We start from the raw sequence: 13,670 nt of genomic DNA, 5'->3' as shown, positions 1-13,670 counted from the left end.
GGAGGGATGTCATGACCGCCCATGTCGATGTGATGGAGTTGGCATCAAGGATGCGCTCCGCGGACGAAGCCTTCGTGCTTGCGACCGTCGTCCGCACGGTTTCGGTGACCGCCGCGAAAGCCGGAGCCAAGGCGGTGATCCGGCCCGATGGTACGATTGTGGCTGGATGGATCGGCGGTGGCTGCGCCCGCGGCGCGGTTCTGCGGGCTGCACAGGATGCGCTTCTCGATGGCGAGTCGCGGCTTGTTTCTGTCCAGCCTGAAAATCTTCTCGCCGAATTGGGCGTTCAGCCGGGCGAAAGTCGCGAGGGCATCCGCTTCGCCAAGAATACTTGCCCGAGCAAGGGTACGATGGACATCTTCGTCGAACCGGTACTGCCGCGTCCGTCCCTGGTGATCCTGGGGGCGAGCCCCGTTGCGATCGCATTGGCCGACCTTGCCCGGCAGTTTGGATTTCACATAACCGCAGCAGCCCCGCCTGCCGATTTTACCGAGAGACCGAACGCCGATCTGCTTCTTGACGGATTCGCTATTCCGGAGACACATCCCGCAAACTGCTACATCGTCATTTCGACACAGGGCAAAGGCGACGAAGCGGCGTTGAGAGCCGCACTGAAGGCCGATGCCGCCTATCTCGGCTTCGTCGGCAGCCGGCGGAAAATAGCGGCGCTCAAGGAAAAGCTTGCCGCCGACGGCATCGACGCAGCCGTGCTGGCTAAGATCAAGGCCCCGGCCGGGCTTGATCTCGGCGCGATCACGCCGGAGGAGATCGCGCTGTCGATTCTCGCGGAAATGGTCGAACGGCGCAGGCATGGGCAGCGCCAGCCTGTTCACCGACGGCCCCCATGAACTCGATCAGCTGACATACGTCTATGATGCGGGCCGCTCGATGGAGCGGCTAGCGCCGAAGATCATGTGCCTGCCCCGAGGCACGGAGTTCCTCAAGGGTTTTGCCCACGCAGCTCCCCGCCGCCGGGCCTCCGACGGCCTTTGCGTGACCGCCGAGCGAAATAGTTCCCGCAATTCTCTCTGAGGCGACGTAGGTCGCTGTGCCGTCTTGCGTTACCCTCGAGAGATAATAGGCGTGCTGCGTGCCCTTCTGTTCACAGGTGATGACGATCGGGAAATCGTCGAACGGGCTGTGCTGGGCATAGGCAGCCGAAACCGACAGATTAAGCGATAGGCAGGTCGCGGCCACCATTACGGCCGCCAGTTTGGGCGCTCTGAGTATAGACGGGCAAGCCATCAAAAGTCACCTCCAAAGAAGGGCGCGGGTGCGCGAGCGCAAGGATTGCGCGCGCCCCATGCTGCGGAAAATCTCCCCGCCGAGCAAACTGGCCAAAAACGCTTGCGGACGGGCGTGACGGACAGGTTTGAGCGAAAACGAAACGTTTTCGTCCCAGGTGAAGTGATATGTCGCTTTCCGGTTGCTGCAAATTGTGATGAATCACTACGCAATTCCACGTAGGAAGAGTACGCTGGATCCTTCAGGGAACGACAAACTAGCGGGTGACGGTATTAGCTTTCCACCTCGCATATCGCGTTGCCAATACATTGGCGATCTGCCGGGCAACTTTATCTTCAGTGTCAACTATACTCTCAGCGCGAGTATCGCTTTCGTATTGGCCAGCCCAAGTCACCGTTCCATCGAGAGGATTGACCAGGCGCACATGAAGGCGAATTCTGCCGTCTTCCGCTCCAAAAGTGCCCCGCATGACGATTTGTGGTCCATTGAATGCCGGGATTGCTGATGTCTCATCCGGCGTAGCAACGACGATTCCCTTGATCTTGTTGAGCTGTCCGATGATTCCGTCGGTGAACATTCGGGCGGTATTGGGTGCGCTGCTTCCAGCAGTTGCGTTTGCAAAAGGCTCGACGATAACCCTCAGCCTGTTTTCGTTGCTGTTTGAAACTGAAGATCCGGGGGATTGGTCAGTTTCCAAAAAATAGGATTCCAATGGCCGGACAAGCCCAAGGATAATGATCACGACCAAACCGAGGGGCACGCCGATCGGCAATAGCAGGTCGTTATAGGTGAGTGGTTTGTCTTCCGGAGCTTGTGGGACCTGAGCAGGTGGGGCGCTACGCGGATCTTCGTCTTCTTGCGACGGACCAGCCAAGTTATTTTGAAGAAAGTGCGGGATATATCCATTTCTTGGGATGATAATTTGCACGGGGTCATCTTGGCCGGCCGCCAGATAATAACGCTGCAGCGCAAACCGAGTGCGGGCCGCCACGATGCGAACAACTGGGTCGCTTTCGGCGTCGAAGGACGCATCTCTACCAAAGGCCGCCCGCGCAATGCTGTGAGCGTCGAGAGATTCCTGCCGTCCTGCGAGTGTTTCCTCGACAACATATTCCAGGAATTTGCGACCGCGATCTAATGCCTGAAATTCGATACTTCCGAAGATTTGGTCGAGTTCCTCGTATATCTTCCGGGCTTCGGGATCTGCCTCTGCTCTTTGTGCAACTTGTTGTGCCGCCGCCCCCTGCAACAGGGCGTCGTCTGCTTCACTGCCCTGCGCATTCGCATTACGGGTGGCGACGCGGGACTTGCCTGGATCGATATCGCGGTTCGATGCGGCGTCGGGCGGGCCGGCTCGAATCCTACATGCTAAGCGCCGCAAGAGCCTCTGGATTGACGATACGAACATAGCGTTGGCCTCGTCCGTGAAGGCGGATAATACCGCTCGTCCGCAGTTTGGTAAACGAGCGCGCGACTGACTCGACTGTCAGCCCCAAATAATCGGCAATATCGGCGCGCGACATCATCAGCTCGAACTCGCTTATGCCGGGACGGCGGTCAGCCATTTCCTTCACGAAGACGGCGACACGCTCAAGCGCGCTCTGGCGGACGATCATGAGTTGGCGTGAATTCGCGTAGGCAAGGCTGTTCAGTGCGATGCCCAGCAAATTCACCGGCAGTGTTGGTAGGCCGCTGATGGAAAACGACCGCAACTGGCTCGCGCAAATCGCTTCCGCGAAATCGTCATGGAACAACCCATCCTGCAGACCAAACCATTCATTTGGCCCATAAAAGGATAGGATGTGGCGATGGCCGTTTTGCATGAGCCGATAGACACGAACGGCGCCCGACTGGACCTGATAGATTGCAGCCGCGCGCTGGCCTTCGCGGTAGATACCCTGGCCGGCCCGCAGCTCAAGGGTAGTGCTTGAAGCAAGTTTTCGCTGCTCCGGAAAGTCCATGCCCATAGACGCAGGCAGATGGCGATCGACGGCTTGGTTCAGGGTCGTCATATGAATCTCCTCCGCTTACTTTCAAACCAATACGAAATTGGGAGAAGCGGCAAAATTCGGAACAACCCCTAAGTACTAATACGGTGCCTCGACAGCGAGTCGTGGGCCATGACCATCCGGACAAGTTCAGCAAGATTACGGGCGTCCATCTTGGCCATTACGTTGGCGCGATGGACTTCCACGGTCCTGGAACTGATGCCCAGATTGAAGGCGATTACTTTGTTCTGAAGCCCGTCGACAATCCCGTCCAGGACCTGGTGCTCGCGTTCCGTCAGCAGGTTGAGGCGGGCCATGATGGCGGCGACATTTTCGTCGGTTGCCGTTGGTTCGTCCTGGCCTGCCGCCTCTTTGATTGCCGCTATCAGAACCTCATCCTTGAAAGGCTTTTCGATGAAATCGGCGGCGCCGGCCTTCATGGCTTGAACGGCCATCGCCACGTCGCCGAGGCCGGTAATGACAATGGTCGGGATATCGATATTCATCCCTCGCAACCGCTTCAACAGTTCGACCCCGTCCATATGCGGCATTCGAAGATCGGTTACGAGACAGGCCCTTTGGGGCAGCGGCATCAGAGCCAGGAATGCAGAGGCGGACTCGTGGGCGCGCACGGCAAAGCCAGCCGAAGCCAGCAGAAAGGTCAGGGATTTTCGGAATGGCTCCTCGTCGTCGACGACGTGAACTGTCAGATCACTTGGCATCGGGCGCTCCCTCGATCAAAGGCAACGAGAATGCGAAAGTAGAGCCTCCGGAGGCCCTGCGCCGGGCGGTTATGCGGCCTCCGTGCGCTTCTATAATGCGCTTCGACATGGCCAGCCCTATGCCGAGGCCCCGGGGCTTACTGCTGACAAACGGACGAAACAGCGTTGCCTCTACCTCTGCTGCTATACCGGAGCCGGTGTCCGAGACTTCCACAATGACGCTATCGTCCGTCTCGTTTCTCGTCGTGACCGTCAGCCTCGGATTATCGATTGAATCCATGGCCTCGATGGCGTTGCGAATGAGGTTCGTTAACACCTGCTCGATCTGGATCCTGTCGACCAGCACGACGTCGCGTCTCGCCTGGAAGCAAAATTCGGTGGTGATGCCGGCCAGACGCGATCCCATAAGGGCGAGTTTCATCGCCTCTTCGGTCAGTTCCTGGACATGTTCCGTTCTCTTCTCGCCGCCGCCCCGGGTGATGAATTCCCGGAGATGTCTTATGATATCGCCGGCGCGAAGTGCATGATGTGTGATCTCCGACAGGACATCTTGCACCTGTTCGCTCGTTTGCGGGCGCTTGCTTGCCAACAGCCTGGCGCATCCTTGCGAATAGTTTGCGATCGCGGCGAGCGGTTGCGTAAGTTCGTGAGCGAGCGTCGACGCCATTTCCCCAAGTTCATTCAGCCGAGCCAGACGTGCCAGCTCGCTCTGAAGCTGCTGGACTTGACGCTCCGCACCCTCGCCTTCGCGGAGGTCTTGGATGATCGCCGTCGGCAGGGCCCCGGTCGTGGTTTCGTCCGTCATCACCATGGTTAAGGCAGCCGGGAACGTTGTGCCGTCCTTTCTCATAGCGATGCCCTTACGCATCCAACCACGTGTGGCCCAAAGTCCGTTCAATCGAGAATTGATCGTATGGGGCGCCCAGAGGAGGCCGATATCGTTGCCGATGATCTCCTGCTCCATGCAGCCGAACATGGACAATGCGGTCCTGTTACACGCTGTCACCTTTTGGCTCTTGTCCAGAAGGAGAACTGCTTCGGGCATGATGTCGAAAATCTGCTTGATATGCTGCTGCCGCAGGCTCTCTGCATCCATTCCTGGGATCGCTGTGGGTGGGCCGAGAACATCGGCGGAGTTCGGCGGCAGGTCGGTCTCGCGTGCATACCAAAACCGTTCCCATCTGGCTTTTGACCAAGCCGAGAACAAAACGCCCAGAGAAAGTTTTTCGGTCCCCACGCGCATCCGATAATGCCCCTCAACTCAGGATATTATAAGCATGTTAGGTAGCAAAAAAAAGCGCACGTTGAAGTGATCCGAATCAAGGAATTCTGCCTTGCCATACGCTATTTCTTGTGACCCGGCGGCACACCTGCCGTCCGGCTGAGCCGCTGTCGTGGTGAGCGCAAGAGTGGCTTTACTGTGAGGTATCAGTCGATGTGGCAGGTCATCGTCGAGGCCCCTTTTGCAGAGGATATCGAACTCGCTGTAATCGACGACGAAGGGGTCCATAGTTTGGTCTTTCCGTGTCGACGAATACCGGCCGGCTGGATCAACGCGAAGACCGGAGAAGTGCTGGAAGTGCACCCCACCCATTGGCGCATATGGTCGGCCTCCAACGCAGATGCTGCTTACGCCCGCGGAGGCGGGCAATTGAGCTGACATCCCGACCTCTCGCTGCGGACCGCACGCTCGTCGAAACCCATAGTTCGCAAGATTTCCGGCCGGATGAGACGATCGTGACGTCCTTTCGGCGGACAGTCCTGCCAACTGGCTGAATTACGAAATAAGAATGCGTGTCCGGCCGCTCAGATGCTAAAAGATGTTTTCGTCCGACCTGAAGAAGAGTGGTTCCCAGGTGACGAAAAAGCCGATCGCTGCCGGAAACCCTTCTGCGTAGCCGACGACCGCGGCTCGGAGCCCGTAGTGCTGCGGTTTCGCAACCTCCATGAAGATGTGGTAGAGTTCTTTGGCATTGCCCTGGAGCGTCTTCTGCCAATGAGGCAGATTTTTCGCGATGGCTCGTCCACCGTCCGTGCAACTTTGGGCAGGAAAACTGTATACCATGGCTTCGCATCGCCCTTTGGCGGCGGCTCCGGTTATAAGTTGCTTGATCGTCATGCGCTCCGCCGCGCCGAGATGCCTGCGAAGCAGGTCGTTAACAAGCTCCGCATGCTTCCCCGCTTCGCGCGTCCTAATCTGTTCTTCCCATTCCATTTCGAGAATGTAACGCTCGAGTTCGCGCCTGCGCAGTTCTTCGGCAACGGTCGTCGTCATTCCCATGTCCTCCAAGTGTCGGACGGTTCTCGCATCACTTCTTATGCGTGAATACGCCGAGATTGACGAGTTGCACGCGCCTGTTGTTGGCGGCGTCAGTCTTGGAGCCTTCAATCGGGAACGCCTCGCCAACACCGACTGCGTATAGTCGCTGGGGATCGACGGCGAACGTCGTTGCCAGCGCTTCCTTGATCGCGACGGCGCGTTGCTCGCTGAGGTCGAGATTGTGTTTTTCGTCGCCGGTCGAGCTGGCATGACCGATCACGAGGAACTTGTATGCCCACAAATTGGGATGGTGCAGGGCGTCCGCGATCATCCCCAGGGTTCGGTAGGACTCCGGCTTGATAGCCACCGAGTCATTTTCGAAATTGATCTCGACGACCATCTGCGGCAGCTTGCCAATCTTGCTCCAATTGGGCAGCGCCGACATCTGCTGGCCTGGCCCTTTCATCGCCTCCTGGCGCAACAGTTCGATATCGACGGCTTGGGCATTCGCCTTGAGTTTGCCCAGCCCCGAAATGATCCGTTGCTGAGACACCTGCTGAGCGAAGGTGAGGCTTGCCGGCAGGACCGAGACGGCAAGGAGAACTGCGAGTGTCTTAAAGGAACGTGCTGACATGTCTTATCTCCAGCCTGCATCGGTGATCGTCTGGCTGCACTTGTCGGTGGTGAGCTTGTTCTTGACCAGGCAGGCCAGAATATTGCCGTCGCCCTTGATGCCTCTGCAGCGCTGGGCGATGTCGCCCCTGCAGACATCGCTATAGGCCGCTTGCGCCTGCTCGCGCAGGCTGATCGATTGGACGACGCTGGCGACGGAGGCCTTGCAGGTCGGCGACACCTTCGCGGCGTTCTGCTGCAGACAGTCGGCGATGCGGCCGCCGCCGAGGTTCAAACCCTTGCAAAATTTGCCGATGTCGGAACCGCAGTCGCCCGCAAGTTTCGTTATCGCATCCGCATAGCTCATGGTCTCGGCCTGCACGAGCCCGCTATAGGCAATGCAGGCAAGTGTCACCGCCGCGAAAAGATTGCTTCTCCTCGACATCCTTGGCCCCCATGGAGATCTGCCCGCCGGGATCGGCGTGCCGGCAAAAGCTGCCCGAAAGCTAAGGCGCGCGGAAGTATGTTACGGTAATGCTACCAAAGGCACGTTTGCATCGCGCGCGAATGTCGATTGCACACTATGTAGTCCGCAGGAGCTCAGCTTGCCAAATTGCAGGACCGGCCCCTACGCACCGGCCATTATGTGAGTAAGATTTCATGTAGCCTACCGTAAAATACGCCTTCGTACCCGACTTGCGGCTTGCAGCCTGAAAACCGTTTGCCAATGGTTGGGGAGTCGATCAGAGCGGCACCGTGAAAGGAAGGCATCGGCTCATGGAGCCCCTCTGCCAGCCCCCAAAGCGCGCGTACGGCAAAGCTCTCTCGATGGGCGAGCCTAAACTTAGCCGGCTCGCATGCTGCCATTGACGACCGTAGGGCTGACCTCGATCGAGAGGTAGGCCAGTGTTTTGCGGTCGAGGACGATCCGTCCGTTGACCTCGTAGCCTGTTCCATTCTCGGCGGCATGCCCCTCGACGGCGAAAACGATCGTGGCGCGATTGGCGAATTTCGTGATGTCGACGGGCGATATGCGAAGGTCGATGGCGAGCTTGCGGCCATTGCTCATGACAACATCCGCGCGCCCCAGCGATTGCAGCGTCGCGGCTTTGTTGAGGTACACCTGTGCTGCGCGGTTGCGAAGATAATCATGAAGGGCGGCGCGAAGCGCATCGGGTTCACGCGTTGGCGGACGCCAGGATGTCATGGCTTGCCTCCCTCGGCTGCGGAAAGATTGTTTTGATCACGACCGTTCGACGCGAGGGCCGGGTTGCGCAGAGAGCGGCGGAATTCCCCGATCGCCGGCGCAATCTCCTCGATCCCCGTGGCCCAGCTGCCGATGGCCCCGGTCTGCAGGACCTTCACGGAAGGATACCAGGATGACACGCCGTCTTGGTTATGCCAGTACCATGGCCAGTTAGGCAGCGCCAGCAGCAGGGCTTTGGCACCCATGGCGCCGGCCATGTGCATGGGAACTCCGTTCGGGCCAATGATCCCGTCCGTCTCGGCGATAACAGCAGCAAGATCCGCCATCGACGTGAAGTGAACGCCGGCATCGATCACGAGAGGCCAATCGGCAAGCTGATGGCGCGACTCGTCCCACATGACGCTGACGAGGGTGCCTTGAAAGCCGCTGAAAGCGGCCCGGTAATCGTCGAGAAGCAGCCCCGGGCGCGTTGCGTCCCATGCCAGCGCGATTAAGGGCCGTGGCAGTCCGGCGAGCGAGCGGTGCCAGATTTCCCGCCGCTCCTCGGGTGCTCTGGCATAGGGCAGGGCGGAGGTCATTGTGCCACGAATACCCTCGGGAAGTGCCAGGGCATAGGAGAGCGGCAGGGCGCGGACGATGTCATCCCGGTCGTCGGCCTCGGGCATGTCATTCGCTGCGAAACGCTTGTTCGGCATCAGCGCGACGATATCGGCAAGGCTTGAGTGCCCGAGCACTCTCGTAGGAAGGCCTGTTTGTGGCGGGCGGAGGCCGAAGCGCAGCAAGACCATCGCATCCAGGCTGGAAAGATTGCCGTCTATGACGAGGTTAGTTTCGGCTAGCGCCGCAGACAGCTCATCGGTTTCGCCGTGTTTCTCGCCCTGTCGCGTCAAGCCGAGCATGGCATGCAGGTCCGTCTGCGGGAATGTGGCCGCCACCTTGTCGAAGAGCCCCAGCGTCAGGCAGCAATCGCGAATCAGAGCCATGGCCAACATCTTGCGCGTCGGGGTCAGCGTCGCGAATTTGGTCGCCAGCGGCTGCAGTAAGCGTAGCGCCTGGGCCGGATTGCCGGCAATTCTGTAGGCGCCGGCAAGCGTCAGCGCCGCCTCGATTTTTTCGGGGTGCTGCTTGGCGATCGCTACGAATTCGGCAAGCGCTGCTTCCGCCTCGCCGCGGTAGGCCATGACCTTCACATAGGTCTGCCAGCCGGAGAGCAGGTGTGGCATCAGCGTGACCACCCGCTTTGCGAGGCGATGTGCCTCCGTCAGTTGGCCGACACTGAGAAGCGTTTCGGCGAGGTAGCTCAGAAGAGGCACATTCGCAGGCTGCCGCAGATGCGCACGCTCCAGGTAGGGTAGGGCTTCGGCGTGACTGCCGAGGACGGAGAGCTGCGAGCCGACGAGTGCGAGCAGGTCGGCATTGTCCGGATCCTGCGCGAGGGCCTTGCGGCTGTAGGTCAGCGCCGGCTCCGGCAGCCCGTCCTCCAGATACATCTGCGACAGAGCGGTCAACAGCCCGGCATCATCAGGATGATGCCTCAAGGCTGCGATGAGCAACCGTTCGGCAGCCTTCTGATCGCCGCCTTGCAGCAATGTGCTTGCTTTGAGCTTGTTGATTTCCGGATGATGGGGATCCTGCGCCAGGCCCTGCTCGATGGCAACTGCCGCGACATCCGAACGGTCCGACAGAAGTGCCACCTTTGCAAGCAGCGCGAATGCCTCGCAATCATTGTTAGCCCGTGAGGCAGCGCGCACGGCAAGATCCATCGCCTCCGCCAGCCGGCCTTCCGTCAGCCGGATTGCCGCGAGTTCCTTGAGGGCAGGGATGTTCGCAGGACTGACATCCAGCACGCTCTCATAGAGCAAGCTGGCGTCGTCATTGCGCCCGGCGGACCGATGGCCCCTGGCGGCGGAGAGTCGTTCGTCTATCAGCAACATTCCGTAGCACCACGTAAGTTCCACGAAAACAGCGCAGCGGCTTTGCCGCCGGTAACAAGCAAATCAGCCGACACTGACGCGCTCCGCATCCAGCCTGACATCGCGCTGGGCTGTGACAAGGGCGATCTCGCTGTTCTGCGTGGCGACCGTGTCGATGTTTTGCACCAGCGTGCCGGCATTCAGCATCTCCACCTCGGTAATGACAGCGGTTCGTACGTCCGCTTTCGTCGTCAGGCTGCGGGCGCCGATCGTCTTGTCGATGACGGTTTCGACGATCGTCTTGAAATTGCTGGTCAGAAACTGACCGGTATGCGCCATGTTGCGCGCGAGCAGGGTCAACTGCCGCGCGGCAAGATTCATCGAGGGCGCGTTCAGCTCCAACGTTTGGCCGGCGCTGATGGTAACCTTGCGAGCTCCCGGAACGGAAATTTCGGCCGCGTGCTGGCTCTCCCGTTCAAGGACGGCGAGGACATAGGTTTCACTGCCGATCATGCAAAGAAGGACGCGGTCGCCGATCGCCGGCGCCAGCAGGCAGCTTGCCGCCTGCCGGGCAAGAACGCTCTCTCCTTCGTCCGTCTCGACGCCTGCCTCGGTTGCGGTCATCAGAGTCTTGACCGTGCCGCGGAGCAATCCGTTTGCGGCCGCGACCGGCTGCAGTTTTGCCGCGGCATGCTGAGCCGTCGATCGGCTCGTCATGGGTCCTGTCATGCTATTTCCCCATCCGGTTTGCCGGCATTGCGTCACATGTTGCTCTTGATCTCGGATATTTCGGAGTCCGGTCCGCTGACCTTCGAAACTACGCCCTTGACCCAGGTCTGCACGCCAGCATCCCCTGAATCGACGGCCTTCGTCTGGTTGCTGACTGCAGTTTCGTCGGCCTTCGTGACTGCTGTTTCCGCCTTGGCTCCGAAGATGAAGAAGTTGGCCTTGGACGCGATGAAATTGCCTTCTTTCATTTCGTATTTGTTACGGACGAAGTCCAATTTTATGAGGCCTATGTCGATCTTGACGACATAGAGGGTCATGGCGATGCTGAGCGAGATCGTCAGGTCGATAGACGTCGTGATGCTCAGTGCATCGCCGAGCCAGTAGGAAAACTTGCCGCCCAGGGTCACGTCGACCATGCCGCCGAGCTTATAGGTGTAGACGTTGCACCGGTAGTAGCTGAAGCTGTCCGAGGTGGTGGATTTGAATTCGTTGCCGTTGATCTCGATGGTGGCCTGCAGACCCTTGGTCGTCAGGTTCCCTTGACCGTTGCCTGCGATGATCGTGATCGCCTTCGACTGGGCATTCTGGATCGTTATCGTCTCGTTCGACGTGACTAGGATATCCTTGTCCGCATGGACGTTCAGCTTGTCCTCGGTGTCGATATTGATCGAGCCCGTGCTATGCAGATAGGTCTCTTCGGAGCTGCGCATCATCAGCCGGCCGTTGCAGGCCAGAAGGATACCCTTCCCGACGCTCTGACTTCCGTTCAACATCTCGTCCTTGAGGTGATTTCTCGGAAAGAACAGGGCCTGGTTGGCGCTATTTTTCTGTGCGCCGGTCTCCATGTCCGAATAGCTGCCAAGTCGGAAGTAGGCGCCCGGCGTGTTGGCGTCGTCGGTCGCGACGGTGGAATCCTTGCCCAATGCGCCGGGGACGAAGAGATAGGTGGAGGAGTTCTGGTAGGCCGTACCGGAAGTATCGGAGACTGAAACCGAAGAGGAGGATGCGTCGGTCATTGCCGTGTCCTTTGGCTATCGTCAGCGGGCGGCGCCATCGCACATCTGCAGGATGATGCCGGATGCGGTGCGCGTGCGATGGGCGACATTGCTGTTGGTTTGCGTGACGGGATTGGAAAGGTGAGCATTGGAGAAGGCGCCCGCGATGACAGGCCGGTCCGGGTCGCCGTGCAGGAATCCGAGGATGACCTCCGTGCCGACGTTCAGCGTGGAATGCGAGCCGAAGCCATCGCCGCCGCCGTAGGGCTCGACCTTGCGCACGAGATAGCTCGCCTTGCCGCCGGAAAGGCCGCTCTCCTCGTCCATGATGCGGATGCGGTAGCGGCCATACTGGTCGAGCTCCGCCCGTTTCGAGCTGCCTTCGCCGTCGACGAAGCCGATCAGGAAACCGTTGACGACGGGTCTCGGCGTCAAAAGCGGCGGACGGTACTGGGTGCTGAAGGGAATGCAGGTGAAACGGTTGCGATAGGGCTCGCTCTTTTTGTCCGTCGAGCTGAAGCCGAGCGGCGTCGGTTCGGCCATCTCGTGCTCGACGTGGGTGATGACGTAATAGGCTTCGAGTTCAGCGATCGGATGATCGACCAACTTGAAGATCATTCCGGGCCGGAGCAGCGGAATATTGCTTTCGCCGACAAATGTCAGCCGTTCGGCTGTCACCTGCTCCATCCGTCGCGTCGCCAGGAAATTGCCCTCGCCGACGGTGCGGTAATTCTCGTCGTAGCGCACGTCGATGCCCTGACCAGAATAGGTCGCGTCGTGGGAAACGGACAGATCGACCGTCGGGGTTTCGTCGTTGAATTCCCGGCGATGGATTGATCCCGCCGAGACCTTGTAGGTGCCTTTGAAAGAGCGGATGGCAAAGTCGCCCTGGCTGCGGATCTGCGCTTCGCCGCGAAACGGCAGCTCTTCGGTCAGCTTGCGTCCCGACACGCGGCGGAAATGCTCCTTGCGGTCGCAGAACTGGACGACCTCCTGATCGCCGCTCTGATCGAACATGTAGAAGATGCCGAATTTTTCACAGAGCCGCGACACGAAATCGAAGTCGCTTTCGTTGTACTGCATGGTGAAATCGAGCTTCGGATAGCTCGATTTGTCGGCAAGTATCTGATGCGGGATGGAGCGGCCGACCCGGCTGGAGGCGGTTTTGGAGCCGCTCTTGTTGCCGTCGCTCAATTCCTTCTCGACGATGTCGACCACGTTCATGTCGCGGTCGGTGCCGTAGATCTGGTTTTGCCGGCTGAGCTTCATCAGGGCCAATTCGGGTGCGATGACGAAGCGGTAGCAGAATTCGCGGTTGGTGGTTGGATCGAGCGTTGTTGCGGCGGCGACGATGCCATGCACCACGGCTTCCTCGTCAAGCACGCGCAGCTCGAGCTTCGCCGCCTTGCCGAGCATCGGCTCGATCTGAAGCGGAGTGCGGCAGACGACATCGGCCTCGAATTCATAGGCGCTCGACAGCGTCTCGCGTCCCCTGACGCTTTCGACGTAGACCACGTCCGACGTTGTTCCCGGCAGCGTGATCAGCATTTCCTGCATGCTATTCGTGCTCATCTTCTACTCTCTCGGCTGTTGTCGTCAGGCGCTCGGGTTGACCAGGCAAACTTGGGAGGGAACGATCGTCATCCCGACCGAATTAGGCGATATGCCGTTCTGCAAGGTGGGATCCAGCAATGCGCGGGTGGCCGGCATCGCCTGAATGAAGAATTTGACGGAGCCGATGGCATTGTGGCTCTCGGAACAGACCATGCCCGATGCGACGCCGGGGCCGGGACCGCTGATCGTCACCGGCGCCTCGTTCATGAGATTGTGCGACGGCATGCACATGATCAGGAATCGGAAATTCGTCGGAATATCGGTAGGCCGCATCCCCATGCTGAAGAAAGGAACGGGAACGGGACCGACGGGTGTGGGCTGCAGGTAGACGTCAGGCGCCGAGAAATCCATTCCCGGAATGGGCCCTTGTGAATTCACGAACATT

At 59.3% G+C, this 13,670-nt stretch carries 16 protein-coding genes; 2 read left to right on the top strand and 14 right to left on the bottom strand.

The window, feature by feature from the left end:
• Positions 1 to 11 precede the first annotated feature (11 nt).
• Entirely contained in the window at positions 12 to 848 is an 837-nt protein-coding gene (locus PY649_RS08140; RefSeq protein WP_285867739.1) for an XdhC family protein, read from the top strand.
• A 49-nt stretch (positions 849 to 897) separates the two neighbouring features.
• Here PY649_RS08140 and PY649_RS08135 read toward each other — a convergent pair whose 3' ends face one another.
• From PY649_RS08135 to PY649_RS08115, 5 genes are all read right to left on the bottom strand, one after another.
• On the bottom strand, positions 898 to 1,200 hold the full coding sequence (locus tag PY649_RS08135; RefSeq protein ID WP_285867738.1) for a hypothetical protein: 303 nt from the start codon (positions 1,198 to 1,200) through the stop codon (positions 898 to 900).
• Between the two features lie 301 nt (positions 1,201 to 1,501).
• The gene (locus PY649_RS08130) at positions 1,502 to 2,653 is read right to left on the bottom strand and encodes a hypothetical protein (RefSeq protein ID WP_285867737.1); all 1,152 of its coding nucleotides are present in this window, start codon (positions 2,651 to 2,653) and stop codon (positions 1,502 to 1,504) included.
• Positions 2,607 to 3,257, bottom strand: a complete 651-nt coding sequence (locus PY649_RS08125) for a helix-turn-helix domain-containing protein (protein WP_285867736.1) — start codon at positions 3,255 to 3,257, stop codon at positions 2,607 to 2,609. The genes PY649_RS08130 and PY649_RS08125 overlap by 47 nt, the downstream gene beginning before the upstream one ends.
• 68 nt (positions 3,258 to 3,325) lie before the next feature.
• Positions 3,326 to 3,955 carry a response regulator FixJ gene (gene fixJ, locus PY649_RS08120; protein ID WP_285867735.1) on the bottom strand — a complete coding sequence of 210 codons (630 nt, stop codon included), beginning with the start codon at positions 3,953 to 3,955 and terminating at the stop codon, positions 3,326 to 3,328.
• Entirely contained in the window at positions 3,945 to 5,051 is a 1,107-nt protein-coding gene (locus PY649_RS08115; RefSeq protein ID WP_285867734.1) for a PAS domain-containing sensor histidine kinase, read from the bottom strand. Before PY649_RS08115 ends, fixJ begins: the two co-directional genes overlap by 11 nt.
• Before the next feature lie 339 nt (positions 5,052 to 5,390).
• Between PY649_RS08115 and PY649_RS08110 the strand changes: the two genes are divergently transcribed.
• On the top strand, positions 5,391 to 5,615 hold the full coding sequence (locus PY649_RS08110) for a hypothetical protein (RefSeq protein WP_285867733.1): 225 nt from the start codon (positions 5,391 to 5,393) through the stop codon (positions 5,613 to 5,615).
• Between the two features lie 153 nt (positions 5,616 to 5,768).
• On the opposite strand, the gene PY649_RS08105 is transcribed toward PY649_RS08110, so the two are convergent.
• The 9 genes from PY649_RS08105 to PY649_RS08065 all read right to left on the bottom strand — a co-directional run bounded on the left by PY649_RS08105 (position 5,769) and on the right by PY649_RS08065 (position 13,669).
• Complete coding sequence (locus tag PY649_RS08105; RefSeq protein ID WP_285867732.1) at positions 5,769 to 6,230, bottom strand: hypothetical protein; 462 nt, start codon at positions 6,228 to 6,230, stop codon at positions 5,769 to 5,771.
• 34 nt (positions 6,231 to 6,264) lie between these two features.
• On the bottom strand, positions 6,265 to 6,849 hold the full coding sequence (locus PY649_RS08100; protein ID WP_285867731.1) for an OmpA family protein: 585 nt from the start codon (positions 6,847 to 6,849) through the stop codon (positions 6,265 to 6,267).
• 3 nt (positions 6,850 to 6,852) lie between these two features.
• On the bottom strand, positions 6,853 to 7,272 hold the full coding sequence (locus PY649_RS08095; protein WP_285867730.1) for a hypothetical protein: 420 nt from the start codon (positions 7,270 to 7,272) through the stop codon (positions 6,853 to 6,855).
• Between the two features lie 399 nt (positions 7,273 to 7,671).
• On the bottom strand, positions 7,672 to 8,034 hold the full coding sequence (locus PY649_RS08090; RefSeq protein ID WP_285867728.1) for a hypothetical protein: 363 nt from the start codon (positions 8,032 to 8,034) through the stop codon (positions 7,672 to 7,674).
• Positions 8,031 to 9,968 (bottom strand): tetratricopeptide repeat protein, encoded by a 1,938-nt coding sequence (locus PY649_RS08085; RefSeq protein WP_285867727.1) that lies wholly within the window; start codon positions 9,966 to 9,968, stop codon positions 8,031 to 8,033. Before PY649_RS08085 ends, PY649_RS08090 begins: the two co-directional genes overlap by 4 nt.
• 63 nt (positions 9,969 to 10,031) lie before the next feature.
• A complete protein-coding gene (locus PY649_RS08080; RefSeq protein WP_285867726.1) occupies positions 10,032 to 10,676 on the bottom strand; it encodes a DUF3540 domain-containing protein in 645 nt (214 codons plus the stop codon).
• Between the two features lie 32 nt (positions 10,677 to 10,708).
• A complete protein-coding gene (locus PY649_RS08075) occupies positions 10,709 to 11,692 on the bottom strand; it encodes a hypothetical protein (RefSeq protein WP_285867725.1) in 984 nt (327 codons plus the stop codon).
• Positions 11,693 to 11,713: 21 nt separating this feature from the next.
• On the bottom strand, positions 11,714 to 13,243 hold the full coding sequence (locus tag PY649_RS08070; RefSeq protein WP_285867724.1) for a type VI secretion system Vgr family protein: 1,530 nt from the start codon (positions 13,241 to 13,243) through the stop codon (positions 11,714 to 11,716).
• A gap of 24 nt (positions 13,244 to 13,267) precedes the next feature.
• Positions 13,268 to 13,669, bottom strand: coding sequence for a PAAR-like domain-containing protein (locus PY649_RS08065; protein ID WP_285867722.1), 402 nt, complete (start codon positions 13,667 to 13,669; stop codon positions 13,268 to 13,270).
• Position 13,670: the final 1 nt, after the last annotated feature.

It is taken from the genome of Rhizobium mayense (assembly GCF_030272705.1).
In the GTDB taxonomy this organism is placed as follows: Bacteria; Pseudomonadota; Alphaproteobacteria; order Rhizobiales; family Rhizobiaceae; genus Rhizobium; species Rhizobium mayense.
This window is presented reverse-complemented; position numbering and strand designations above follow the sequence as displayed.